Source organism: Agrobacterium burrii, from assembly GCF_017313405.1.
GTDB classification, from domain to species: Bacteria; Pseudomonadota; Alphaproteobacteria; order Rhizobiales; family Rhizobiaceae; genus Agrobacterium; species Agrobacterium burrii.
Genome location: NZ_JAFLNA010000015.1, coordinates 21543 through 46392, shown reverse-complemented (window position 1 = coordinate 46392; position 24850 = coordinate 21543). Strand labels below are relative to the sequence as shown.

Here is a 24850-nt window from a genome sequence, read left to right as displayed (position 1 = left end):
GCTGACGTGAGCGAACTCAAGCTTCCGAAAGACGACCGCAGTATCGAGGTCTACCGGCTGTCCGGCACGCCGGTCGCTGTTGAAAAACGAAGTGCTGCGGATTTCAACCGCATCGCTTTCGCCGCCGCCCATGTGGTGGCCGATCCGTTTGCCGATAACGACCCGTGGCTGACGCCCGCCATCGACTGGGACGCAACCCTGCGCTTCCGTCACCGCCTGTGGGACCTCGGCCTCGGTGTCGCCGAGGCGATGGATACCGCACAACGCGGCATGGGGCTGGCATGGCCGCAGGCGCAGGAACTGATCTCCCGTTCGCTGAAGGAAGCAGCGACCCGCAAGGATGCACTAATTGCCTGCGGCGTCGGCACCGACCATCTGAATGGTGGCGGTTATGATCTAAACCAGATTATCGACTCTTATCTGGAACAGATTGATTTTGTTCAGGAAGAAGGCGGGCGGGTAATCCTGATGGCGAGCCGCGCGCTGGCCGCTGCTGCCCGTTCCCCGGATGATTATCTCAAGGCTTACGCCAAGGTGCTTTCCCGCGCCGAGCAGAAAGTGGTGATCCACTGGCTGGGTGAGATGTTTGACCCGGCGCTCGAGGGTTACTGGGGTTCCGGTGACCACATGCAGGCCATGGAAACCTGCCTTGCCATGATCGAGGAAAATGCCGACAAGATCGACGGCATCAAGATTTCGCTTCTTTCCAAGGAAAAGGAAATCGCCATGCGCCGCCGCCTGCCGGCTGGTGTGCGCATGTATACCGGCGACGACTTCAATTATGCCGAACTGATCGCCGGTGACGAACGGGGCCATTCGGACGCTCTGCTCGGCATTTTCGACGCCATTGCGCCGGCCGCCTCCAAGGCGCTGGCCAGCCTGAAGCGCGGCGCGGACAATGAATTCTTCGATATTCTTGAGCCGACGGTGGCGCTCTCACGCCATATCTTCAAGGCCCCGACCCGCTTCTACAAGACCGGCGTGGTGTTCCTCGCCTATCTCAACGGGTTGCAGGAGCATTTCACCATGGTTGGCGGGCAGGAAAGCACCCGCTCCACCCAACATTTCGCCGAGCTTTTCCGGCTGGCGGACAAGGCCAATGTGCTTGCCGAACCGGATTTGGCGACGCACCGCATGAAGGCATTCCTTTCGGTCCGGGGCATTGGCTGAGGCAGCAGAACAAGGGGAGATACAGAGATGAGCCTTGAAGGCCTTTCCATCAATTTCGCCACCGTGCGTCAGGGCGGCTCCTTCGACGCCATTGTCGATGCCTGCCTTGCGCATGGCATTACCGCCATCTCGCCCTGGCGCGAGCAGGTGCATGGCATCGGCCTTGCGCAAGCCGCGCGCATCGTTGAGCAGAACGGCATCCGCCTCTCCGGCCATTGCCGTGGCGGCTTTTTTCCCGCTCCCGATGCGGAGGGCCGCCGTCTGGCAATCGAGGACAATAAACGCGCCGTCGATGAAGCCGCCGCCATGAAGGCCGATTGTCTTGTGCTTGTCGTGGGCGGTCTGCCCGCCGGCTCGCGTGACCTCAAAGGCGCGCGGCAGATGGTGGAGGACGGCATGGCCGAACTTCTGCCCTATGCGCGGGCTGCCGGCGTGCCGCTTGCCATCGAACCGCTGCATCCCTTCTATGCCGCCGAGCGGGCCTGTTTCAACACGCTGAAACAGTCGCTCGATCTCTGCGACCGGCTGGGCGCCGGCACCGGCGTCGCCATCGACGTCTACCATGTCTGGTGGGACCCGGAACTGGAGGAACAGGTAGCGCGCGCCGGCAGGAACGGGCAGATATTGGCGCACCACATCTGCGACTGGCTGGTGCCGACCACCGATCCGCTCAATGATCGCGGCATGATGGGCGACGGCGTGATTGACCTGAAGGCATTTCGCGCCATGATCGAGGCCGCCGGCTTCCATGGTCCGCAGGAAGTGGAGATTTTTTCGCATCGCTGGCAGGCACGCCCGATGGACGAGGTTCTCACCACCGTCGTCGAGCGTTTCAAGACTGTTTGTTGAGATATCCGGGAGAGAGACAATGCCTGAAAGGGTGAAACGCAAACGTTATGCGCTGGTCGGCACCGGCAATCGCGGCACCACCATGTGGGGCCGCGAACTTCTGGCCGGCTGGAGCGATTATGTCGAGCTGGTCGGCATTTGCGACCTGAACCTGATGCGCGCCGAACGCGCCCGCGCCATGATGGGATCGAGCGCACCGCTTTACGACGATTTCGACCGCATGATGCTGGAGCAGAAACCTGAACTGGTCATCGTCTGCACGCCTGACGACACCCATGACGACATCATCATCCGCGCCCTTGAAGGCGGTGCCGATGTCATCAGTGAAAAACCGATGACCACCACCCCTGAAAAGATCGATCGTATTCGCGCAGCGGAGGCCAAAAGCGGCCGGCGCGTCGATGTGTCTTTCAACTATCGTTTTTCGCCAACGGCCGCGCGAATCAAGGAACTGATCGATGACGGCGCGATCGGCACCGTCACGTCAGTCGATTTCCACTGGTATCTGGATAACCAGCACGGCGCGGACTACTTCCGCCGCTGGCACGCCTTCACCGAACATTCCGGCAGCCTGTTCGTCCACAAGGCCACGCACCATTTCGATCTTCTGAACTGGTATCTCGATTCCGACCCCGTGGAAGTGAAGGGTTTCGGGCAATTGCTGCATTATGGCAAGAACGGCCCGTTCCGCGGAACGCGCTGTCGCACCTGTCCGCACAAGGATGAGTGCGATTATTTCATGGATCTCGGCGCCGATCCCTTTCTCGATGCGCTTTATGAAGACCCTTCGAGCATCGACGGTTATATGCGCGACGCCTGCGTCTTCCGCGAGGAGATCGATATCCCTGATACGATGAGCGCCTCGATCCGTTATGCCAGCGGCGTGCAGGTGTCCTATTCGCTCAACACCTATATGCCGATCGAGGGTCATCACATTGCCTTCAACGGCCATAAGGGCCGAATCGAAATGCGCCAATATGAAAAGCAGCCCTGGACTGAGCCGCCCGCCGACGAAATCCTTGTCGTGAAAAGCTTTGGCGGCGGCGTCGAACGCATCTGGGTGCCGCATGAGCCGGGCGGCCATTATGGCGGCGACAACCGCATGCGCGACATGATCTTCAAGCCCGGCTCGAACGACCGGCTGCGGCAGCGGGCCGGCTCACGCGCCGGCGCCATGTCGGTTCTCTGTGGTGTGGCGGCGCTGAAGAGCGCCCGTGAGGGCGGCTCTGAGGCCGTGAAATCTCTGCCGCTGTAGAATCTTCGGCGCGCGGCCCCTTCGATAGCGGGCCGCACGCTGCAATTGGCAAAAAGAACGGACGATATTCCGCAGATTACGTGCTTCTTCCATCCCGGTAAGATGATGGCCGGGGGAAGAAAGAGTGAATTATGTCCAGTTTTGAATCCTTCGTTCCGCTTATCATCATCGGTGCCAGCCTCTTTGTTTTCTTCAAATGGGTGGGACGCGATATGAACAGGGACGAGAAAAAACCGCGATCCCGCCGCTGAAGGCTTAACACCTGCGCACAACCATGCGCGGCAGCGGAACCTCGCGCTTCTCCCGGCGTTTTCTTTCCAAAGGAGAACACGCCATGACGCAGCCAAAAAAGCCGCAAACCGACGAAAAAGGCCCTTCGAAGGCTAGCGAGATTCCGCCTGCTGGCCCACACGCCAAACCTTCCCTCACCGATTATGACAAGACGCCGGGCGCAGGCAGCTTGCCGGATGGCGACAACTCGAAGGATGTTTCACCGGGGGCCGGTTGACACGTATCCTGCGCGGCGCGCGGCTGCCAGGCAGCGGGGAAAATGTTTGTAAAATACTTACTTACAAGAAATACTAAGATGGCCTCACGTATTTTCCACCGCGCCCACGTTGCAAAATTGAAAATTCCGGCTATATTTGCCCAATCGACAATTGCTTGTGACCGACGCTCCAGCCCTGTGCTCTCGTTGGATTTCCTCTCAAATAATCGATCCAATCCCGCAAGGTATCGCGGGAACCACAACGATTGCTACGAAAGGAAATCGTTATGAACACTGGTACTGTAAAGTGGTTCAACGCCACCAAGGGCTTCGGCTTCATTCAGCCTGACAACGGCGGCACGGACGTTTTCGTTCACATCTCCGCAGTTGAGCGCGCAGGTCTGCGTTCGCTGAATGACGGCCAGAAGGTCACCTACGACATCGTTCAGGACCGTCGCTCGGGCAAAAGCTCCGCCGACAATCTGCGCGCTGCCTGATTTTTCATTCGCGCCGCTGGCGTCAACACGGCAGCGGCGCGAAATGATTCTGAGAGGTCGGGTTACGCCCGGCCTTTTACTTTTTTTGGCCATGGGAGGCCCTCATGCGCAAAAATCTTTACCGCACCGGCGATGCGATTGTCCTCAAGGCGGGCGTCCTTGGCGGCAATCAGCCCAGCGGTCCCGGCCGGATCGTCATGGTTCTGCCGGAAACACAGGGTCTTGTTCGTTTCAGGGTTCGTTTTCAGAACGAGAACTTCGAACGGAACATTGCATCCGATGAAATCGATACCGCTTCGTCCTCATCTCGAGTAATGGATGCGGAAAGTTCAGCACCGCGTGCTTCGGGATCCAGCTGGATCAACTCGAACACGATCAAAATCAGAAAATAGCAGCAACGGCTGCTTTAAGGAGATATTTTGCAGGTCATCGTCAGAGATAACAATGTCGAGCAAGCGCTTCGCGTCTTGAAGAAGAGAATGCAGCGCGAAGGTATTTTCCGCGAAATGCGTGCCCGCGAAGCTTACGAAAAGCCGTCGGCAAAGCGCGTTCGTGAAGAAGCCGAAGCCGTGCGCCGCCACCGCAAGCTGGCGAGAAAAAAGATGCAGCGCGAGGGACTGCTGCCGGCTCCTAAAAAGGCTGCCCGCACCCGCTAACCGCTAATCCTGCCTTCCCGCAAAGGAGAACGTCATGACCGAACCAAAAGAGGCTGTTTTCAAACCCGAAAAACTGTCCTCTCAGGATAAGGCGTCGATGACGGACAAGGCGGCAAGACAGATTATCACTGCCGAATCCGACCAGCGCGCGCGCAAGACGGAACGGCTTCGCCAGCTTCGCGAAGCGCAGGAGGCGGCAACCGCCGCCACTCCGCACACCCCTGCCAAAAGGCCGTCCGGCAAAAAATAGCGCGGTTGCGCATTTTGCCGCCGTCCACTCGAAAAACCTCTTGAACCTTATACGCAACAGGCGCACCTTTCGCCTGTCAGCAACCTGTTGAAGGGCGCTGGTGATTGAGGGCAGACAGTCCTCGCCCCAAACGAAAGGAGGACGTCATGTCTTCCGAGTTTTATGCACCAAGCCTTTCACGCAACCTCGTCCGCACCGGCGGCGCGGGGTACCGGGAAAATGCATCGCTGCGCCTGCTTCTGAACGCTGCTGAAGAAACGGCCTTTCGCCAGGATCGCGATACCTGCTTTTCGGTCTTTCCCGATTTTGGCGTCCAGACCGACGTGTTGAAGAGAGCCGTTCCCGCGGGCCGCATCCGCCTGTCCAAATCGACCCTGTCCTTCGGGAAACATTCACTCACGGGACCACCTTCGCCCTGAGGCTGAAGGCGATTCCGCCCCCCTGTCCGCCTTGAGCGACCATGCTCACGCGTTACATCAAATACCGCTTCAACACGAGGAGAACACCATGGCCAAGGGTCAATTGCGCAGCAACAAGGAAGTCCGCAAACCGAAGAAGGACAAGACCAAAGCCGCGGAGGCAGCACCGACCGGTTCGCAGGTCAAGTTCGCAAACGCCACGACGGCGGATGGCAAGAAGAAATAACAGGGTTTGAGCTGGCCGCCGGCAGATTATAGAGGGTAAAACATCCTTTTAGCTTCCGGACTTGTTTTGGCCACATTGCCCACCTATATAGCTCATATAGCAGCTGCTGGTGAGCGCGAATGAAATTGTCGTTCGCAGTTGTTTTAGTCGCTTTAGACTTTTGACCACGGATGTACTGGCACTGGTGTTGAAAGCGATATGAGGAAGGTCGGTGCAATATTGCCCCGGCCTTTTTTGTTGCCCGCAATGCCGAAGATTACAGATTACAAATATCTCCGAACGGGCGACCACCAGCCGAATTAACTTGCCTATCGCCCGCAAAGGGCGCACGCTTATTCATCGGTAATCAATGGGCGTTACCGCCGTCAGGCTGCTATGCCGTCCGCAAGCCCCCGTCCTGCGCATGTCGTTGACCGACAGGACCGTTTCGCAAATTTACACGACATGCACGGCGGCATCGGCCGGGACACCGGAAACGGTTTTCTTTGGAAAAGCCCGTCGTTTCAAAACGTTGAAGCGTCCTTCCACAGCGTCCCCACGGACGCTTGGCGCTCCGGCTTTGTGTACTCCACAGAAAGGAGGACGTCATGTCTTCCACATGCGACAATTGTATCATCTCATCACGAGACCTGAAAATGCTTCAAACGGTGCTCGAAGGTCTCGGTTATGACCACCACCTCATAGATGATGAAGCCCTTCTTTATAACAATGCGGCCCGCAAGGTGATCCAGCTGTTTCAGGACGGACTGACCGACCCGGACGATCTTTCCGAGGAAATGCTGTTTCTGTTCGGCACTCACAAACATGAACGTGTGAAGGCGTGGAAACCGCTGCCGCGTTACGCGATCCAGGGCCTGCCGCCGCTCTATCGGTGAGGAAATGTACCCTCGTGCCTTGCATGAAGAGCAATCTTCAAAATCACCGATGAAAATAACGGCTTGGCAAATGCCATATATCAGGCAACACTGAAATGGAGCGTCCTGAATGCGTTCTAGCGCAACACGGGACGCTCCCCGTATGGAATTGCAGCATCGGATATTGCAGAGCCACGACTGGCTTGCGGCGATGTCTGAACCGGGTTTCATATCGGCAAGTTTTGCGTCTGCGTGGAGGGTGGAGTATGACGTATGACTGGAGCGGCCGCAGGATGCGGCGTATGCGAGCGGCGAAACTGACGATCATCAGCCTCGTCGCGGCATTCATACTGACGGCTCCGATCTTTGCGCATTACTGAAGCCGCCCAAATTTAACCTCCGATCAAACCGTCTGGCTGATCTTTGCCGGCTTTTTCAGACGGTTCTTCAGCCATTTCTGAACGGGCTGATCATAATGCACCGTCAGCCACCAGGACAGGCAGGTCGTCCCGACCAGGAAAGCGATGCCGGCCGGCAAAGCCATGTTCGTCCCATCGACCACGGGCATCAGAAGCTCCGTCCAGGCAAGAAGCGGAATATGCAGAACATACACCGCATAGGACGCCGTCCCCAAAAACACCGACACCATTGCCGTCCCGCGGCCCGGAACCGTCTGGCTTGCGACGAACAATAGCAGCGGCCAGATGAAAAGCACGACCGTAAGATCAAAAAACGGTCGAAGCTCCCGCGTCATCGGCACGGCGAGGATGAAGCAGACCAGCAGAAGACAGAGAGCAGCCTGTACCGGCCGCAGCCGCGGCGCGCGGTTACGGTAACGATAAATCAGCGCACCGACGAAAAATGAGAAAAATACCCGCCCCATGCCGGCATACATTTCATTCCAGCGAAAACCCGCATGCAGCCTGCCAAACTCAGCGGCGGCCACCATCAGCACAATGGCGCTGACGGCCAGCACCGCAGCCGTCTGTTTCGTTGTGGCCCGCACGCCCCAACGGGCATAAAACACATTCACCACCAGTTCATTGAACAGCGACCATGCCGGGCTGACGAGGAACAACGCGCCGTTGAGGGTAAGCGTGAAGGGAGCTGGCAGAAAGAGAAGTCCCGTCACCAGAGCGAAAGCCAGCTCGACGGGATCGATATGACGATGAAGATCATCAATCGGCGTCGGCAGGCCCAGCACATAAAGACAGATGAAATAGGCGGCCATCAAGGCCAGCGCCAACCCGTAAAGCGGATAAAGACGTGCAAAGCGCGCCTTCATGAAAAAGCCGGGGGTAATCGCTCCCTCGAGCAACCTCCTGCTATAGGCATGCGCCAGCACAAAACCGCTCAAGGCAAAGAACAGATCCACCGCGAGATAGCTCGACGCCGTGCTTTTTCCGAAAAGCTGCTCGGCATGACGGTGAACGATGAAGAGGGCAGCCACACCCCTTATGCCGTCGAGCAATATGAAGCGTTCCGGGGACGATTGGACCATGGCGTTGAGGCTCGGTGAGACTGGACGATATTATTCTACAAAAACGAGGTTTACCGCGCAGCGGTTCATCGCTTCCAGTCACAAACTGTTTAACGCAGCACACACTGCGCAATATTATGAAACGCTTCCCCTTGGCCGACACTCTTCCGCAGACGTTAAAGGCGTGCTACGTCCGGATGTCATCGATGCATTGCCCCTTTGACTTTGCGCATCACGCCCCGCGAAAACCGGCTTCGATTTTTGTGGGATACCCTAAGCGCAAATCTGACCGGGCGGATCGGAGACAGGCAACTTTCGCGGAGTCCCATTATGTCCAGCATTGCAGACCGTATCAGAAAAATCATCGTGGACCAGCTTGGCGTAGACCCCGCCACGGTCGTCGACGACGCCAATTTTGCTGACGATCTCGGTGCCGATTCCCTCGAAGTCGTTCAGGTCGTCATGGAAATCGAAGAAGAATTCGGCGTGGAAATTCCCGATTCCGCCGCAAACACGATCCTGACCGTGGGTGATGCCATCCGCTTCATCGAAAAAAACAAGGCCTGATTTCAGGCCTGATTTTGGGCGTACGCGGCAGCGGCGGGTTTACCCCGCCGACAGCGCCGCAACGGGCGACAGCGGATTGCGGTCCGGCCTGCTCCATGGCCTGTGGTGAGGGTTCACTCTGCACCGCAACCTGCAAGGGTGCCGAAACGCCGAAAATAGCTGTCCCTTCTTCCGGGCGGACCTTGCGCGGCGCAAATCGATCCCCGGCGTCGGGCTGGGGCAGGCCATCGCGAAGGAAATCATCGAACGCTTCGGCGACACGATCACCATCGCGAACCACAAAAAATGGCCTGATCCAGACCATGATCTTCGCCAGAGCGGGGGCTTGAAAGACGGCCGGGCACCATCCGCCCGGCGCATCTTTCGCTGGGTGTAAAAGATATATGATAAAATTAGTCATGTTTATTGCCATGGGGTGATTTTTCACCTATGCAGCCCGTGATCGTTCAATCCTTCCGACCGGGAACCCGCCTCATGTGGAGCAAGCCCACGTCCCGCGCACGCATCGATGATGCCGTACAGCTCTATTATGAGGAACTGTGCAAGGCCATGAACCGTCGCGGACACACGACTGCCATTTCGCAGGAGATCGTCCATGATCTTTACGTGCGCCTGACCGGCAAACCCCGGCTTCCCGAAAATACCTCGCTCATCCGCGCCTTTCTGGTGCGCGCCTGTGCCAATCTCGGCATCGACCGCCGCCGCCGTGAACAATTCGAGCGCAGGCTGCTTTCCGGCAGCATGGAGGAAGCGCTTGCCGCGCCACAGCCGGTCAATGATGCCGATAGCCTCGCCGACCGGGAACATCGCCTGAAAGTGCTGCGCCGCGCCGTCATGTCGATGTCGCTACAGCGCCGGCAGGTCTTCCTTGCCAACAGCATCGGCAACCTGAATTCGGTTGAGATCGCCGCGCGAAGCGGCATCAGCAAGAACATGGTCGATCGTCATCTGCGCAAGGCCTATCTCCATTGCCTTGATTGCCTGGAGGAAACGCTGTGACGGGATCGGCAAAAAGCGCCTCGACGCTGCGCGAAGAGGCCGTCGACTGGTTCCTGCGGCGACGGGAAAGCCCGGACGACCTCATGCTGGCCGCGCATTTCGATGCCTGGATCGCCGGGGATGAACGACATGCAAAGGCCTATGAGCGTGTCCGATGTCTTATGGGCGACGCCGGCGCGCTTCTGGCGGCTGATCAGGCGTTTCTGGCCAAGGCAACGCGCAGGCGCGGCGGCGGCAAAGCCAAGGCGGCAGCGGCGGCCATTGCCGGCGTCTCGCTGCTTTCCGCCTTTTACCTCACCGACATGCCCATGCGTCTGCGTTCCGACCATATGTCCGGCACGGCGGAACGGCAGGTCGTCACCACGCCCGATGGTTCGACCATCACCCTGAACGCCCATTCCGCGATTGCACTGCGTTTCTCGAAAGAGGCGCGGCGCGTTGTACTGCTGCGCGGGGAAATTTTCGTTGAAGTCGCCCCCGATGCGGCGAGGCCTTTTTCAGTCGAGGCGGCAGGCGGCACGACCACCGCACTCGGGACAGCCTTCGATGTCGATATGCGCAACGAAGCGACGAGCGTGACGGTGCTGGAACACAGCGTGCAGGTGGAAACGGGCAAGCAGGGCCAGAATGGCCGGGTTCGTGAAAACCAGCGCATCGATTATTCGCCCAACGGCCAGCTTGGCAGCATAGAAACGGTCGATCCCTCCTCCGTCGCCGCCTGGCGCAACGGCCGCTTCATCTTCGAGGACAGGCCGCTTGCAGAAGTGGTGGAAACCTTCGAGCGTTATCTTCCCGGCCGCATCGTCATGACGCGGCAGAGCCTGCGGCAAAAGCGGCTGTCGGGCAATTTCGATCTTTCCAACCCCGGTGCCGCTCTTGCGGATCTGGTTGCCGCGCTGGAAATCGGCGTCATCAAAGCCGGCCCTTATCTGACGGTTCTTTATTGACTGAAATTTCTTCGCCGGGGGTGTCCTTAAAAAGCGGGTCCGTTCGTTCGTGGAGCAGAACAATATCTGCCGCCCCGGAGAGGTGCCCGAAATGACCAGACCAGAACCCGCTTTTCGCCACGGGACACGCGCCCGCGCATCGTTATTTTCCCTTTTGCTTGCCAGTGCCGCCGTGGCGGCTATTCCCGCGCAGGTCTCGGCGCAGCAAACCCAGAAGGTGGCGATCAACCTGCCCGCCGGCAACATGGCGACCGCGCTCAATCGTCTCGCCAGCCAGTCCGGCCTGCAGATGGTCTATGACGCCTCTGTCGCCAAAGGTCTGAAAAGCGCTTCCGTATCGGGAACCATGACGCCGGCCGAGGCGCTGGAGCGGCTGCTTTCGGGAACCGGCATTCGTTACCAGTTCATCGGCGAAAAAACCGTCCGCATGGAAATGGCCAACCGTTCCGCCACCGCCTCCGAAGGTGGTGAAAGCACCGTGCTCCAGCCGATTACGCTCAAGGGCGGACGCGTCTTCAACGGCGACGCCCCAAGCGTGGTCGAGATCGATCAGGCCGCCATCGAGGCCGCGCAATCCAACTCCCTGCCGCAACTTCTTCAGAAAACCCCGGGCGTCAGCTCCAGCGGCGGTGTGCGCTCGCAAGGGCAATCCACCTCCATTCGCGGCTTTGCCCGCCAATCCGACGTGCGGCTGCTGCTGGATGGCGCACCGAAGAATTTCGAGCGTTACGATCAGGGTACCGTCTTCATCGATCCGGAACTGCTCAAGCGTGTGGAAATCCAGAAAGGCGCGACATCCGTCCGTTATGGCAATGGCGGCTTCGGCGGCACTGTCATCATGGAAAGCAAGACGGCTTCCGACATGCTGAAACCGGGCCAGAGCTTCGGCGCATGGGGCAAGGCCAGCTTCCAGTCGGCCAACAAGCAGAGGCTCGGATCGGCGGCAATCTATGGCAAATCCGATTTCGGCGGCCCCGTGACCTATGACGGGCTTGCCTCGATCATCTGGCGCAAGAGCGACAATATGCGCGTCGGCGGCGGTCAGGTCTATGACGCGTCCAACGATAAGATCACCTCTTTCTCCGCCAATGCCGGTGCCGCCTATGACGGCCACGAGCTGCGCGCTTCGGTCATCTACGGCAAATCTGGCGATTACGGCCCGCTTGCCGCCAATCGCGGTGATCTCGGTCTGACGGCCTATTCCATCAAGACCTATGGTTATGACCTGGCACGGCTCAGGGCACTGGCTTGGCGCGACATGGAGGATTTTTCCTCAACGCTGAAATATTCCTATGACGGTGACAGCGACCTCGTGAATTTCAAGGCGATGGCGAGCTTTTCGGCCACCAGCCTCGACATGACCCGTCCGGCCATTCCGGGTTTCGTTCCGACAGGCTCGCTCGGCGGCATGCAGGACGACACGAAATATACCGACTTCAAGCTGGAGGCGGAAAACACGTCCAATTTCGAGCTCGGCGGCGTGTCCCACGTCGCCAATTATGGCGTGCAATATATGCGCCATGAGCGGGACTCGTGGATGTACGACATCGCCAACCGCACCAGCGCCCAATATAATTACGGCCGTTATGCCTCATGGATCAAACCGGAAGGCAAGCAGGAAACCATCGCCGCCTTCTTTCGTGACGAGATCAGCCTGACCGACACGTTCAAGGTGACGCCGGGCATCAGGTTCGACTATATCCGCTCGCAAGGCGTGCCCAATGCCGCGCCGCGTTACAACACACCCGCCGCCGGTCACGATTATTCTGCCGTGTCCCACAGCGGCGCGACGCCGGCTCTCAGCATGCGCTGGGAAGCGTTGCCCGGCACCACCTTCTTTGCCGACTGGGCCTATGCCATGCGCGCGCCCGTCATTGACGAACTCTATTCAAGCCAGAGCCTGGCAACCACGGCATCGGGAACCTCGCGTAACCTGAAGGTCGAGCGCAACAACAACTTCAATCTGGGTGTTTCCCAGCGTTTCGATGACGTGTTCCAGAACGGCGACAGCCTGACGGCCTCGATCGGCGGCTTTTACAACAATGTCACCAATCCCATCACCCGGCGGTTCGGCAGCGCCAACCTTGCCCGCGTCAAGAATGTGCCCTTCTACTGGAACACACCGTCCTACAAGATTTACGGCCTCGATGTCTCGGCGAGTTATGATTCCGACTACGTCTTCGGAAATCTCGGGCTTTCCTGGATGAACGGTTCCCGCAACGGCGCGATCAACGACGTCTATGGTCCCGATACCTATATGAACGACCTGTCGCCGCTGACCGCCAACCTTCAACTGGGTTACAAGTTGCCGGACTGGGATCTGGCGCTGAGCTGGAACGGCCAGTTCGTCGCCCATCAGGAGCGCACACCGGTCAATCAGGGTACCGGATACTTCTACGCACGGCCGGAAAGCCTTGGTTACGCCGTGCACGGCATCGCTCTCGACTGGACACCGAAGGAGGGTATGATGGCCGGGCTGGAAGTGCATGCAGCAGTCGAAAACCTGTTCGACAAATATTACTTCCCCTATCTCAGCGATGGTATCGCCGCCCAGCCGGGCCGCAATTTCAAGCTGTCGATCAGCCGCAGATTCTAAGCGGTGTAGCAAGCTGAAAACCAAGAGGGCGGAAACCGTTTCCGCCCCCTCACCCGTTGATCACTTTAGTTGAAGACTTTCGGCATAGGCCATCATCAGCGGCCCGACGCCTTTGGCGTCATCGGAGACAACCGGCTCGGTCAGGTAATAGTCCGGGGAGCCATCGCGATAATTGCCCTCGAAGCCGCCAAGGCCGGCAACATGGACGATGCCGGTAAGGCGGACGACACCCTCTTCGTCGGCCTTGAGCCGCGTTTCCAGCAATGCATCAAGCGCCCGACGGCCAGCCGCGCGGGCAACATCCGCCTCTTTACCTGATAAAAGCCGCAGCCGGCTCGCCCGCAGCAAGGCATAGGCGAACATTGCCGAGGCGGAGGTTTCCTCGTAATTGCCGGCAAGGGCCGGATTATCGAGCACCTGCATCCACAAACCGTTTCGCGTCTGCCGCGCAACAAGTCCGGCCAGAAGCAGACGCGTCTTTTCCCGAAGCTCCGCCGTCCTGTCATCATCCGGCAGGATGACCAGCGCATCCACCAGCGCTATGGCAAGCCAGCCCACCGCACGCGCCCAGATGGCCGGTGATTTGCCGCTTGCGGGATCGGCCCAGCGCTGGTCGCGGCTTTCATCATAGCCATGGACATAAAGCCCGCCGGCATCCGCCGTCAGTGCAAGCGCGGTTGCGAATTGTCGAAGTGCATCATCGATCAGTTCAGGCTGACCTGTCGCCTGCGCATATTCGATCTGGAAAGGCAGCCCCATATAAAGCCCATCCAGCCAGACCTGATGCGGGTAACGCTTCTTGTGCCAATAATTGCCCGCCTTGATGCGCGGATGGCTGTGGAGCTGGCCTGCCAGATGTTCTGCGGCAGCCAGATAACGCGCCTCACCCGTTTCCGCCGCCAGCGGAAAGAGGACGCGACCGGCGAGAACATGATCGATATTATATTCTTCCGGCTTGTAACCGGCGAGCGTTCCATCGGCCGATATCTGCACATCGATCAGACGATGAAGATGATCGCTCCAGCGTCGGTCTCCGCTTGCCTGAAACAGAAGCTGCAGCCCCCGATAGATACATCCATCCTCATAACACCAGCTGCCACCCTTGTAGTGCCGGTATCGTTTTGAGAATTGATCAAAATAATCAGTGGCTTTCATGAGTTTTCTCAACAAAATTACAACGCCTGCCAGCCCGACTTTCCAAGACCCTTCAGTCAGGGATGATGGGTTTGCCTTGTCCCATCGTCTCGACGGAAATTATGCCGCAGCTGACGGTGGCAACTTGAACAACGCCTCAGGATTATCCACCAAAGCACGTTGGCGCGCAGCGTCATCCGGCAACCAGCCGAGAACCAGTTCCGCAAGACGGGCATCATCGGGATAGGCTGAAGTCTCCCTGATGGAATTATGCGGCCAGTTGGTGCCCCAGACGATGCGTTCCGGCGCATGGGCCGCAATCACCCGCGAAAAGGCGGCAACGTCTTCATAAGGCCAGCTGTCGCGCGCGCTTTCATAGACGCCGGCAAACTTGAACCAGAGATTGCCGCGGTCGATGAGTTTTAGAAGTGCCGCCATTTCCGAGCCATCGGTTTTGATGCCCTTGAAGAACTTGCCGTGGTGATCGAACACCCAGCGCGAGCGGATTTTTTCAAGGCGCGGCAGGTGATCAAGCAGCGTATTGCCATCAAACTGCACCGCCACCATCCAGTCGGCGGCGTGCGCCCGCTCATCCACCACTTTCAGTTCGGACAGGTTCACGGCACCACCCGGCAGGTCCATGATACGTGCACCGACGGTACCGGCAGCGGTGAGGCTTTCCATGTCCTTTTCGGTCGTACTCGCATCGATGATGACAACCGCGCGGGCCGCTTCGCCGATCTCAGCAACGCAGGCAAGCGTATTGGCATTGTCGCGCTGGTGGGCATTGCCCTGGGTGATGATGACCCGGTCGATGCCGAGCCATTGCATCAGCTTTCGGTAGTCGGCGGGACCGGGAAGCGAGCCCGGCGGCAGGCCCGGCCCGCCCGGCAAGGCGGGGTAGCCGGGCAGATAAAGATGCATCTGCGTATCGACGGCACCCCTCGGAAAAGCAGGGTTCGGCGCGTCCCCCGTCAACTGGCGTTCAAGCTCACTCATGCGTCCGGCATCCTGAATTCGGTAAGGGCATCACGGTTGATTTCGATGCCAAGACCCGGACCATCGGGAATGGCGACAACGCCGTTGACCGCCTCGATCGGCTTGCTCAGAACCGCCTGCCGGAACGGATTGTAGGTGCGGTCGAATTCCATGATCGGCTCTATCGGATTGACGCGAACCGGATCGGGCGTCATCGCCGCCATGAATTGCAACGCGGCGGCGATCTGCACACCCGTGCCCCAGACATGCGGCACGATGCGCACGCCATGTAACGTGGCAAGCGTGGCGATCTTCTGCGTTTCGGAAAAACCACCGCAGCCGCAGAGATCGGGCTGGAGAATATCCACGGCACCGGCAGACAGCGCCTGCCACATGCCATAACGCCCGTGCCAGGTCTCACCGCCCGCAACCGGGATCGGCTGGCCGGCCCGCACGCGGGCATAGGCATCCAGCTGTTCGGGAACCACCGGCTCCTCGAACCAGTCGATGCCATAGTCGGCAGCGCGGTTGCCGAGCGTGATGGCTTCGGTGATGGTATAACCGTGATTGGCGTCGATCATCAGGCGCATATCCGGCCCGATCGCCTCGCGCACGGCGGCGATGACCCGGAGGTCTTCTTCGATGCCGAAACCGATCTTGATCTTGCAGGCGTGAAAGCCTTCCGCCCGGCGCTCCGCCATCTCCGAGGCATTGTCGGACACACGGTCGACGCCATCACGCTTGAAGCTGCCGGTGGCATAGGCGCGTACGCTTTCGCGCCAGCGCCCGCCAAGCAGCATGGAGATGGAAGCGCCGTAATGTTTGCCCTTGATATCCCACAGCGCGATATCGATGCCGGAAAGCGCCGTGAGGCTGAGGCCGCGCTGGCCCTGATCGCGAAGGGCATTATAAAGCATGGCCCAGAGCTTTTCGGTCTGGCGCGGGTCCTGGCCGATAAGCCAGCCCGCGTAAGCCTGAACCACGGCGGCGTTCGGTCTGGCCGGGCCGAGGCATTCGCCCCAGCCGACCGTTCCGTCATCACATTCGATCTCCACCAGAATATGGGCGCGGCGATCAAAGCGCATGGAAGCGCTTTCAAACGGCGTGTCCAGCCGGTGTTCGAGCAGATGCGTGCGCACCGCAGTGATTTTCATGGCTCCCCTCCCGTTATGCCGTGATCAGGCTTTACGCTTGTGCGTGCCGATCAGGGCTTCGAGCATGCCGATTTCCTCATTGGTCAGGTCCTTCAGCGGCGCACGCACCGGCCCGGCGTTGAAGCCCTGCAGGCGCACACCGGCCTTGACGGCGGAGACGGCATAACCCTTGGCGCGGTTGCGAATGGCCATGAACGGATAGAAGAAATCTACGAGAATGCGCTCGCATGTGGCGCGCTCTCCGGCACGCAGCGCCGCATAGAACTCGTTGGCAAGGCCGGGTACGAAGTTGAAGACGGCCGAGGAATAGGTGGTGAAACCGGCGCCGAGATAGGCTTCGGCAAACAGTTCCGCCGTCGGCATGCCGCCGAGATACATCAGGCGGTCGCCCATCTTGGCGGTGATCTGGCGAACGAGACCGATATCGCCGGTGCCATCCTTGAAACCGACAAGGTTCGGGCACTCGTCGCAAAGACGCGCCAGCGTATCGGCCTGCAACACGGAGTTGTCGCGGTTATACACCATGACGCCGATGCCGACCGACTGACACACCTTCTTGATATGGGCGTAAAGACCTTCCTGCGGCGCATCGATGAGGTAATGCGGCAGAAGCAGAATGCCATCGGCACCTACCTTTTCGACCGAGCGGGCGATATCGACGGCAATTTCGGTGCCGTAACCGCAGCCGGAAACGATGGCGGTTTCGCCGGCCACTTCCTTGGCGGCGGCAACGATGGTGGGGATTTCATCCGGCTTCAGCGAGAAGAACTCGCCCGTACCGCCGGCGGCAAACAGCACCGGCGCTTTGTAACCGGCGAGCCATTCGACATGCGCCCTGTAGCTATCGGCTGCAAAACGACCCTCGGCATCGAAATGGGTGACCGGGAAGGACAACAGACCGGAGCCGAGCGCCGTCTTGATTTGTTCGGGATTCATCATCGAAATTCCTCTGCAAGTTCACTGACTGAAAGCCACCTAAGCTGCTTGCCGCATCTTTGTCAACAACTCATCATACATCTTGTATGATGAATTTGGAAAATCTGTCACAGATCAGCGCGCCAGCCATCCGCCATCGACATTGAGGATGGCGCCATGCACGTAATCCGCCGCTGGCGACGCCAGAAACACCGCAGCTCCAGCGATATCTTGCGAATGCCCCCAGCGACCAGCCGGAATGCGCTCCAGAATGGCCTTGTTGCGGGCCACATCCGCGCGCAGCGCCTCGGTATTGTTGGTTTCGATATAGCCGGGTGCGATGGCATTCACATTGATGCCCTTTGCCGCCCACTCATTGGCCAGAAGCTTGGTGAGACCGGCCACGCCATGTTTCGCCGCCGTGTACGACGGCACGCGAATGCCGCCCTGAAACGACAGAAGCGAGGCGATATTAACCACCTTGCCGGAGCGGCCTTTGGCCAGCAGCTCTTTTGCGAAAGCCTGCGTGGTGAAAAACAGCGCCTTGAGATTGACGTCCATCACCTCATCCCAGTCGAGTTCGGAGAACTCGACGGAATCGGCACGGCGGATGATGCCGGCATTGTTGACGAGGATATCGAAACCGGCGTCAGCAAAACTGTCCTTCGCCGCCAGCGGATCGGCAAAATCGATGAGCAGCGCGCTGGCCTTGCCGCCATCCTTGGCGATGATATCAAGCGTTTCATCCGGCGCACGGCGGGCGGCGCAGACAACCTCCGCGCCGGCAGCGGCAAGACCCACCGCAATCGCCTGGCCAAGACCGGTATTTGCGCCCGTGACGAGCGCCTTGCGCCCTTCAAGCGAAAAGGGGTTTCTCATTTCAGATCCCCCGGCTGGATGAAGTCCATGTCGGTATAATCGACATTGTCGCCAGCCATCGCCCAGATGAAGGTGTAAGAGCCGATGCCGGCACCGGAATGGATCGACCAGGGCGGCGAAAGCGCGCCTTCTTCATTGGAAATGAACAGATGGCGGGTCTCCTGCGGCTCACCCATCAGATGCAGCACGCGCGACTTTTCATCCATGCCGAAATAGAGATAGGCCTCCATGCGGCGGTCATGAATGTGCGAGGGAATCGTGTTCCAGACGGAACCGTCCTCCAGCATGGTATAACCCAGCACCAGCTGGCAGCTTTCCATAACGAGCGGATGGATGAACTGGTTGATGGTGCGCTTGTTGGAGGTCTCCGTCGCGCCCAGCTTGACTTCCTTGCTGTTGGCAAGGGTAACCAGCTTGGCCGGCAGGCTGCGATGCGCCGGGCAGGAGGTGATGTAGAAGCGGCCAGCGCCATCAAAAGTGACAGCACCGCTGCCCGCGCCGAGATAAAGTACATCGCCGCGATTGAGCGTGTAGGTCTCACCGCCGGCGCTGACCGTGCCGGTCTCGCCGATATTGACAATGCCCATTTCGCGCCGGTCGAGGAAGGACGGCGTCTTGGTCTCTTCCACCTTGTCCAGCGTCAGCGGCGCACCATCAGGCACCGCGCCACCCATCACGAACCGGTCGTAATGGGTATAGATCAGCCTGATTTCACCGGAACGGAACATGTCGTTGGCGAGGAAATGCCGGCGGAGCCCTTCGGTATCCAGCGTTTTTGCATATTCCGGGTTCACGGCCTGCCTTGTTTCGACGGTCAACATCAAACTCATCCTTCATGATTGTTGCGTATGGCACATAATATATGTTATCCGCTTTTTGTACGATCTGTATGACAAGGTCAAGAGGCACGCCATATCTCGACCACGTCGCAGACGGGCAAAGCTGAGGGAGAATGGCAATGAAACGGCTTCTTGTTACCGGTGCGGCGGGTCAGCTTGGCCGCGTCATGCGTGAACGTCTGGCGCCGATGGCCGAGATATTGCGTCTTGCCGATCTCTCCCCGCTCGATGCGGCCGGTCCGAACGAGGAATGTGTGCAATGCGACCTTGCGGATGCGGATGCCGTGGATGCCATGGTTGCCGGTTGCGACGGCATCGTTCATCTGGGCGGCATATCGGTGGAGAAACCCTTCGAGCAGATCCTTCAGGGCAATATCATCGGGCTTTATAATCTCTATGAGGCCGCCCGCGCCCATGGCCAGCCGCGGATCGTCTTTGCCAGTTCCAACCATACGATCGGTTATTACCCGCAAACCGAGCGGCTTGGCCCCGATGTTCCGGTGCGGCCGGATGGTCTTTACGGCGTCTCCAAATGTTTTGGCGAGAACCTCGCCCGCATGTATTTCGATAAATTCGGGCAGGAGACGGCGCTGGTGCGCATCGGCTCCTGCACCCCGGAGCCTGTCAATTGCCGCATGCTGTCCACCTGGTTTTCCTACGATGATTTCGTGTCGCTGATCGAGGCGGTGTTTCGGGCACCAGTGCTCGGCTGCCCCATCGTCTGGGGCGCGTCGGCCAATGAGGCCGGCTGGTGGGACAATTCGCATCTCGGCTTCCTGGGCTGGAAACCGAAGGACAATGCCGAGGCCTTCCGTCAGCATATAGCCGAGACGACTCCGAAGCCGGACCCGAAGGATGCGTTGGTGCGGTTTCAGGGCGGCACGTTTGTCGACAACCCGATCTTCAAGCAGAGCTGAGTGATCAGCGGGATTGCAAGCCGGGCCGCGAATAACGTATCGAGGACATCCGGAAGCAACCCCGCACCCTTTTTAGAACGGCGACACAGATGACAAAAGCGACAACCTCCGAACCGGCAGCTCCGCAAGCCAAGACGCTTGTGGTGAAGGTTTCGGAGGAACTCCGCAGCCAGATCGCCAAGGGCCGTTACAAGACGGGCGAGCGCCTGCCATCGGAAGCGCAGCTGACGCAGGAATTCGGCGTGAGCCGGACAGTGGTGCGCGAGGCCATCGCCTCGCTGCGCTCCGACGGTCTGGTCGAGCCGCGTCAGGGCGCCGGCGTCTTCGTGCTGGAGCCCGCACCCGTGGAGCGACGCCCCTTTCACAATGTCGATCTCGCCCGGGTTTCCTCGCTGATCGAAATGCTGGAACTGCGCACCGCCGTGGAAGGCGATGCCGCTGCCCTTGCCGCCATTCGCCGCTCTCCGGCGCAGGAGGAAAAGATCATCGAGGCCTTCGATGCCTTCCGCGCCAGCGCCGCAAAGGGAATTCCCACGGCCGAAGCCGATTTCGCCTTTCATCTTGCCGTGGCCGAAGCGACCAACAATCCGCGCTTCAGCGAGTTCCTGCAGGTGCTCGGCTCAACCGTCATTCCGCGCCGCGCCGTGGCCGAAAACGGCTCGGAAACCGTGCTTTCCCCCGCCGATCTCAGCCGTCTCGTCGGCGAGCACGAGGCCATCCTGATCGCCATACAGGATGGCAACGAGGATGCGGCGCGAAGCGCCATGCGCAACCACCTGAAAAGCAGCCAGACGCGTTATCGCGCCATGCTGCGCGCGCCGCGCTGAGACGGCCGGCCTCAACCGCATTAAAAGACCAAGGAGAACGACATGCAGCAGCTTCCCAAATTCCCCACCGTTTCACCCGATGACGGCGTGGAGCGCACCGTGCTTTCCGAAGCGCCAGAGCTGATGGTTGTGTCCTTCCGTTTCAAGACCGGCGCGGAAGGCAAGCTGCACAGCCATCCGCATGTGCAGTCCACCTACGTCGCCAGCGGCAGCTTCCGCTTTTACCGCGATGGCGAAGCTTATGATCTGCAAAAGGGCGACAGCCTGATCATTCCCGGCCATGTCGAACACGGCTGCCTGTGTCTGGAAGAGGGTGAGCTGATCGATTGCTTCACCCCGCGCCGCGACGACTTTCTCTAAACCGGCGTCAGTCCCCGGATAAATCCCTGAGAGTGCGTGGCAGGCTGTTCATGCACTCCGCACCTGATGATGTGACGAGGAACTGGTCCTCGATCATCAGTGCGCCCATCCCTTCGCCGTAAAAAGGCGCTTCGAGCGCAACCACCATGCCGGGAAGAATGATTTCCGGATTGTCATGGGAAAAGAACGGCCATTCCTCGATACCAACGTCACCGCCGACGGAATGGCCGAAATGACCGCGATAATATTCGCCGAAACCTTGCCTGCGCATCGAGGCCAGCACGGCGGCGTGCACCGCGCCAAAGCTATTGCCGGGGCGGAGCGCTTCCAGCCCGCAGGCGAAAGCCGCTTCCAGCGCCTTGAAAATATCGGCAGCAAGAGCCGAGACCGGCCCCCACGAAAAAGTCCGCGCACCGTCAGAGGAATAACCGTCTACCAGCGTGCCGACATCGGCCTTGATCAGCGCGCCCGGAGTGACCGCTGCCGTCATATCTGACAGGGCCGGACCGACGGAAATATAGTCCCAATGCCCGCTCAGCGAAAAACCGGATTTTGCAGCATATGCCTGCACGCCGGATTTCCAGGCGGCGGAGAGTTGACCAAGGGCTGCTCCCGGTCGGACGGCGGCCGCCATCTCGACCAGCCCTGCCTCGGCGGCGGCTGCCGCCTGCCTGAGAAGTTTGATCTCGCGTTCTGACTTCACCGCCCTCAGACGTTTCAGCACCGTCGAACCATCAATCCAGTTCACGTCGGGCAGCGCCTGCTGAAGCGCTGAAAAATCGGCGGCGGGCATGAATTCCAGATCCGCACCAATGCGCGCCGCAGACAGCCCACGCTCCCGCAGCAGATCGGAGAGCAGGCCGAAACAGGCGGTACGATCGAATGTCTCTGGCCGCGGCCCACCGGAATTGTTACGGCGATAGGCATCGTCCACCTGCGCGATGGTTTCCACACCCGAAAGATCGACCATATCGATCCAGATGCGATGGCAGCGCAGATCGACATCAGGCGCGGCCTTCCCGACGAGCGCGGCGGCATGATCGCTGACGACGGCGGCGAGCCCTGCCCCGGCATCGGCCGGCACCAGCGCAATCGCTGAGCCCGCTTTGCCCCACATCGTGGTCACGCCGGCAGGAGCACCGACGGCATAACGGAAGGCTTCGGGCTGGAACAGCACCAGCGCCTCAATCTCCGCCTCCCGCATCAGCTGCTGCGCACGGCTTCGGTTGATATCGGTCATGGGAACCCCGGTGATTGTTTGGCAACGCGTTTCTGAACCTAGGCTTTAGCAGTCACCGGGAGAGGAAAGAAGGTGGAAGATGACATCTCCACGCTGAGAATCGTCAGTGGGAGCGAGCGGATGCCACTTGTTTCTTCTCCCCGCCGGGGAGAAGTCCGCGGCAGCGGGATGAGGGGGCAAGGGTAGAGATATTCGGAGAGCTTGCCCCCTCATCCGACCCTTCGGGCCACCTTCTCCCCGGCGGGAAGAAGAAACACGTGGCACCGTATTGCCTATCGAACAGAGGCGGCGGGAAACCCGCCGCCTCATTGTCTTTCAAGCCTCCAGCCACTTCACCTGCTCATCCGTCAGCGCAATATCCAGCGCCGAAAGGCTGTCCTCCAGCTCCGCAATCGTGCGCGGCCCGATCAGCGGAATGACCGGGAAAGGCTGGGCGATGACATAAGCGAGCGCGATGTGGATCGGGTGGCGGCCCAGCTTCTGCGCAAGCTCGATTGCCCGGTCGCGGCGGACGAAATTGCGGTCGGAATACCAGACACGGACGATCTCCTCATCGTCATGCTTGTCGCGCCCTGCCCGGTCGGTGAAGAACCCCCGCCCTTGACTGGACCATGCGAAGTTGGGGATCTGGCGCGATTGCAGCCATGTCTTCCACTCGTCATCAGATGCAGCAACGCAGCCCGCCCAGATGGGATCGAGCATTTCGGCAAGCGAAAAATTGTTGGAAAGCGCGCCGGGGGCCTGTTTGCCATTCTTCTGCGCATAAACCGCCGCTTCATCCATGCGCTCGCGCGTCCAGTTCGAGCCGCCGAAGATGCCGCGAATCCGTCCACGCCGGACTTCGGCATCCATGGCGTCGACAAATTCACCGACCGGCACGTCGGGATTATCGCGATGCATGAAGTAGGCATCGACATAATCCGTTTTCAGTCGCTCCAACGACTGGTCGAGCTGGCGCGCGATCACATCCGGGTAGCAGAGCGGCGAATGCGCGCCCTTGCCAATCAGCACGATCTCCTCACGCGGCACATTGCGGCTGGTGTGCCAGTCGCCGAAAATCGCTTCGGTCCTGCCTGCGCCGTAGACATAGGCCGTATCGAAAAGATTGCCGCCGGCCTCGTAAAAGGCATCCAGCGTCAGGGATGCGGAGGCGAAACTGGGGAAGAACTCGAAACCGAGCGCGACCACGGAGGCCGGTTTGGCAAGGCCCGGTATCTGCCGCTTCGGAACCGAATTTCCGGCAACGACCTTGCCACCGGCAATATTTCCGCTGCGCGATGTCGCCTTTTCGACGCTGTATTCCAGCCCGACGGAAGCCCGCCACTGGTCCATGACACGCAGATTGCCGAGGCTGTCGGCCCAGGCCATGCCGAGTGCATCGAATTCCTTTTTGCCCTGACGGATCGCCTCGCCCGCCGCATCGACCTCGAAGGAATAAAGCCAGCGATCCTCCGGCACCTCGATGGTTTCGACCTTGTCGCCCCTGATGATATCGATCCGGCCGGTGCCGCCCTTGTGGCCGGCGGCGAACCAGAAATCCTTGACCTCGATGCGGCCTTCCGAACCGATGATGCGCAACACATTGTCCTGCCCCGCCATGATCGAGCAGGAGACTTCGGCGACGATGCCGTTTGAAAATTTCAGCACGGCGGAGGCCCATTCATCGACACCCGACTGGCCGAGATGCGCCGCACCTGCGACCTTTTCCGGTTCGGCGAAGAGTTTTCCGTCTACTGCACCGGCAATCAGCCGCACCATGGAGACCGGATAACCGCCGACATCGAGAATGCCGCCGCCTGCCATTTCATTGGCGAAAAGCCGGTGATCGGCCCGGAACGAGCCCATGTTGAAACCGAAGCTGGAGCGGATGATGCGGACATCGCCCACCGCACGGCTATTCACCAGTTCGACCAACTTCGCCGTCTGGGGGTGAAGGCGATACATATAGGCTTCACCGGCGAAAACGCCTGCCTTTTTCGCCTCGTGGAAAATGGCGTCGGCATCATAGGCGGAAAGGGCGATGGGCTTTTCCACCAGCACGTTCTTGCCGGCGCGGATCGCCTTGATCGCCCATTCGGCATGGCCGGTATGGGGTGTAGCGATATAGACGGCATCGATATAGGGATCGGCAAGCAGCGCATCGTAACCATGAATGATGCGCGCACCGGCGAAAGCCTCGGCAAGGCCGGGCTTGTCCGGGTTGCGGGTGGCGATGGCCTCTAACCGGCCGGTGCGGGAATGGGCGATACCGTCAGCAAAGGTTCTCGCGATGGTGCCCGGGCCGATGATGCCCCAGCGGATCGGTTGTTCGGTCGTCATGAAATCCTCGTCTTTGATGTGGGTGCTTGGGAAAGG

General features: G+C 59.6%; 27 protein-coding genes and 1 pseudogene. 19 read left to right on the top strand and 9 right to left on the bottom strand.

Going from position 1 to position 24850, the window contains the following annotated elements; all coding sequences use genetic code 11:
* Positions 1-6 precede the first annotated feature (6 nt).
* The 11 genes from JZX89_RS23265 (at position 7) to JZX89_RS23215 (ending at position 6684) form a co-directional block, all read left to right on the top strand.
* Complete coding sequence (locus JZX89_RS23265) at positions 7-1170, top strand: dihydrodipicolinate synthase family protein (RefSeq protein WP_207135454.1); 1164 nt, start codon at positions 7-9, stop codon at positions 1168-1170.
* A gap of 27 nt (positions 1171-1197) precedes the next feature.
* Complete coding sequence (locus JZX89_RS23260) at positions 1198-2019, top strand: sugar phosphate isomerase/epimerase family protein (RefSeq protein WP_207135453.1); 822 nt, start codon at positions 1198-1200, stop codon at positions 2017-2019.
* Between the two features lie 19 nt (positions 2020-2038).
* Positions 2039-3274 (top strand): Gfo/Idh/MocA family protein, encoded by a 1236-nt coding sequence (locus JZX89_RS23255; RefSeq protein WP_207135452.1) that lies wholly within the window; start codon positions 2039-2041, stop codon positions 3272-3274.
* Positions 3275-3608: 334 nt separating this feature from the next.
* On the top strand, positions 3609-3782 hold the full coding sequence (locus JZX89_RS23250) for a hypothetical protein (RefSeq protein ID WP_194287727.1): 174 nt from the start codon (positions 3609-3611) through the stop codon (positions 3780-3782).
* Positions 3783-4048: 266 nt separating this feature from the next.
* Positions 4049-4258, top strand: a complete 210-nt coding sequence (locus JZX89_RS23245) for a cold-shock protein (RefSeq protein ID WP_046800412.1) — start codon at positions 4049-4051, stop codon at positions 4256-4258.
* Between the two features lie 104 nt (positions 4259-4362).
* Positions 4363-4650, top strand: a complete 288-nt coding sequence (locus tag JZX89_RS23240) for a cold-shock protein (protein WP_149901446.1) — start codon at positions 4363-4365, stop codon at positions 4648-4650.
* Between the two features lie 27 nt (positions 4651-4677).
* Positions 4678-4914: a 30S ribosomal protein S21 gene (rpsU, locus tag JZX89_RS23235; protein WP_046800410.1), complete on the top strand. Its 237-nt coding sequence runs from the start codon at positions 4678-4680 to the stop codon at positions 4912-4914.
* Between the two features lie 34 nt (positions 4915-4948).
* Entirely contained in the window at positions 4949-5164 is a 216-nt protein-coding gene (locus JZX89_RS23230; protein ID WP_149901447.1) for a hypothetical protein, read from the top strand.
* Positions 5165-5310: 146 nt separating this feature from the next.
* Positions 5311-5583 (top strand): hypothetical protein, encoded by a 273-nt coding sequence (locus tag JZX89_RS23225; protein WP_207135451.1) that lies wholly within the window; start codon positions 5311-5313, stop codon positions 5581-5583.
* A gap of 88 nt (positions 5584-5671) precedes the next feature.
* On the top strand, positions 5672-5809 hold the full coding sequence (locus JZX89_RS23220) for a hypothetical protein (protein ID WP_174374970.1): 138 nt from the start codon (positions 5672-5674) through the stop codon (positions 5807-5809).
* Positions 5810-6396: 587 nt separating this feature from the next.
* Positions 6397-6684, top strand: a complete 288-nt coding sequence (locus tag JZX89_RS23215; protein WP_207135450.1) for a hypothetical protein — start codon at positions 6397-6399, stop codon at positions 6682-6684.
* Between the two features lie 382 nt (positions 6685-7066).
* Here the strand turns inward: JZX89_RS23215 and JZX89_RS23210 are convergent, their stop codons facing one another.
* The gene (locus JZX89_RS23210; protein WP_207135449.1) at positions 7067-8164 is read right to left on the bottom strand and encodes an acyltransferase family protein; all 1098 of its coding nucleotides are present in this window, start codon (positions 8162-8164) and stop codon (positions 7067-7069) included.
* Between the two features lie 309 nt (positions 8165-8473).
* Here JZX89_RS23210 and JZX89_RS23205 point away from each other — a divergent pair, with 309 nt between their 5' ends.
* From JZX89_RS23205 to JZX89_RS23185, 5 genes and pseudogenes are all read left to right on the top strand, one after another.
* On the top strand, positions 8474-8710 hold the full coding sequence (locus tag JZX89_RS23205) for an acyl carrier protein (protein ID WP_046800405.1): 237 nt from the start codon (positions 8474-8476) through the stop codon (positions 8708-8710).
* 163 nt (positions 8711-8873) lie between these two features.
* Positions 8874-9039: pseudogene (locus JZX89_RS28670) on the top strand (ATP-binding protein); the annotation flags it as partial.
* A gap of 145 nt (positions 9040-9184) precedes the next feature.
* Entirely contained in the window at positions 9185-9709 is a 525-nt protein-coding gene (locus JZX89_RS23195; RefSeq protein WP_207135447.1) for an RNA polymerase sigma factor, read from the top strand.
* Positions 9706-10656, top strand: a complete 951-nt coding sequence (locus JZX89_RS28795; protein WP_207135446.1) for a FecR family protein — start codon at positions 9706-9708, stop codon at positions 10654-10656. Before JZX89_RS23195 ends, JZX89_RS28795 begins: the two co-directional genes overlap by 4 nt.
* A gap of 91 nt (positions 10657-10747) precedes the next feature.
* Complete coding sequence (locus tag JZX89_RS23185; RefSeq protein WP_246746785.1) at positions 10748-13252, top strand: TonB-dependent receptor; 2505 nt, start codon at positions 10748-10750, stop codon at positions 13250-13252.
* Between the two features lie 60 nt (positions 13253-13312).
* Here JZX89_RS23185 and JZX89_RS23180 read toward each other — a convergent pair whose 3' ends face one another.
* From JZX89_RS23180 to kduI, 6 genes are all read right to left on the bottom strand, one after another.
* Positions 13313-14407: a glycoside hydrolase family 88/105 protein gene (locus tag JZX89_RS23180; RefSeq protein WP_207135445.1), complete on the bottom strand. Its 1095-nt coding sequence runs from the start codon at positions 14405-14407 to the stop codon at positions 13313-13315.
* Between the two features lie 99 nt (positions 14408-14506).
* Positions 14507-15385 carry an amidohydrolase family protein gene (locus JZX89_RS23175; protein ID WP_207135444.1) on the bottom strand — a complete coding sequence of 293 codons (879 nt, stop codon included), beginning with the start codon at positions 15383-15385 and terminating at the stop codon, positions 14507-14509.
* Positions 15382-16518, bottom strand: a complete 1137-nt coding sequence (locus tag JZX89_RS23170; protein WP_207135443.1) for a mandelate racemase/muconate lactonizing enzyme family protein — start codon at positions 16516-16518, stop codon at positions 15382-15384. Before JZX89_RS23170 ends, JZX89_RS23175 begins: the two co-directional genes overlap by 4 nt.
* A 24-nt stretch (positions 16519-16542) precedes the next feature.
* Positions 16543-17454, bottom strand: a complete 912-nt coding sequence (gene kdgD, locus JZX89_RS23165; RefSeq protein ID WP_149901492.1) for a 5-dehydro-4-deoxyglucarate dehydratase — start codon at positions 17452-17454, stop codon at positions 16543-16545.
* 114 nt (positions 17455-17568) lie between these two features.
* The gene (gene kduD, locus JZX89_RS23160; RefSeq protein ID WP_207135442.1) at positions 17569-18312 is read right to left on the bottom strand and encodes a 2-dehydro-3-deoxy-D-gluconate 5-dehydrogenase KduD; all 744 of its coding nucleotides are present in this window, start codon (positions 18310-18312) and stop codon (positions 17569-17571) included.
* A complete protein-coding gene (kduI, locus tag JZX89_RS23155; RefSeq protein ID WP_207135441.1) occupies positions 18309-19133 on the bottom strand; it encodes a 5-dehydro-4-deoxy-D-glucuronate isomerase in 825 nt (274 codons plus the stop codon). Before kduI ends, kduD begins: the two co-directional genes overlap by 4 nt.
* A 137-nt stretch (positions 19134-19270) precedes the next feature.
* Between kduI and JZX89_RS23150 the strand changes: the two genes are divergently transcribed.
* The 3 genes from JZX89_RS23150 (at position 19271) to JZX89_RS23140 (ending at position 21255) form a co-directional block, all read left to right on the top strand.
* Complete coding sequence (locus tag JZX89_RS23150) at positions 19271-20068, top strand: NAD-dependent epimerase/dehydratase family protein (protein ID WP_207135440.1); 798 nt, start codon at positions 19271-19273, stop codon at positions 20066-20068.
* Between the two features lie 89 nt (positions 20069-20157).
* On the top strand, positions 20158-20895 hold the full coding sequence (locus tag JZX89_RS23145; RefSeq protein ID WP_149901459.1) for a FadR/GntR family transcriptional regulator: 738 nt from the start codon (positions 20158-20160) through the stop codon (positions 20893-20895).
* Positions 20896-20937: 42 nt separating this feature from the next.
* Positions 20938-21255, top strand: coding sequence for a cupin domain-containing protein (locus JZX89_RS23140; RefSeq protein ID WP_153516695.1), 318 nt, complete (start codon positions 20938-20940; stop codon positions 21253-21255).
* Between the two features lie 7 nt (positions 21256-21262).
* On the opposite strand, the gene JZX89_RS23135 is transcribed toward JZX89_RS23140, so the two are convergent.
* Positions 21263-22495: a M24 family metallopeptidase gene (locus JZX89_RS23135; protein ID WP_207135439.1), complete on the bottom strand. Its 1233-nt coding sequence runs from the start codon at positions 22493-22495 to the stop codon at positions 21263-21265.
* Between the two features lie 315 nt (positions 22496-22810).
* Positions 22811-24814 (bottom strand): aldo/keto reductase, encoded by a 2004-nt coding sequence (locus tag JZX89_RS23130; RefSeq protein ID WP_207135438.1) that lies wholly within the window; start codon positions 24812-24814, stop codon positions 22811-22813.
* Between the last annotated feature and the right edge of the window lie 36 nt (positions 24815-24850).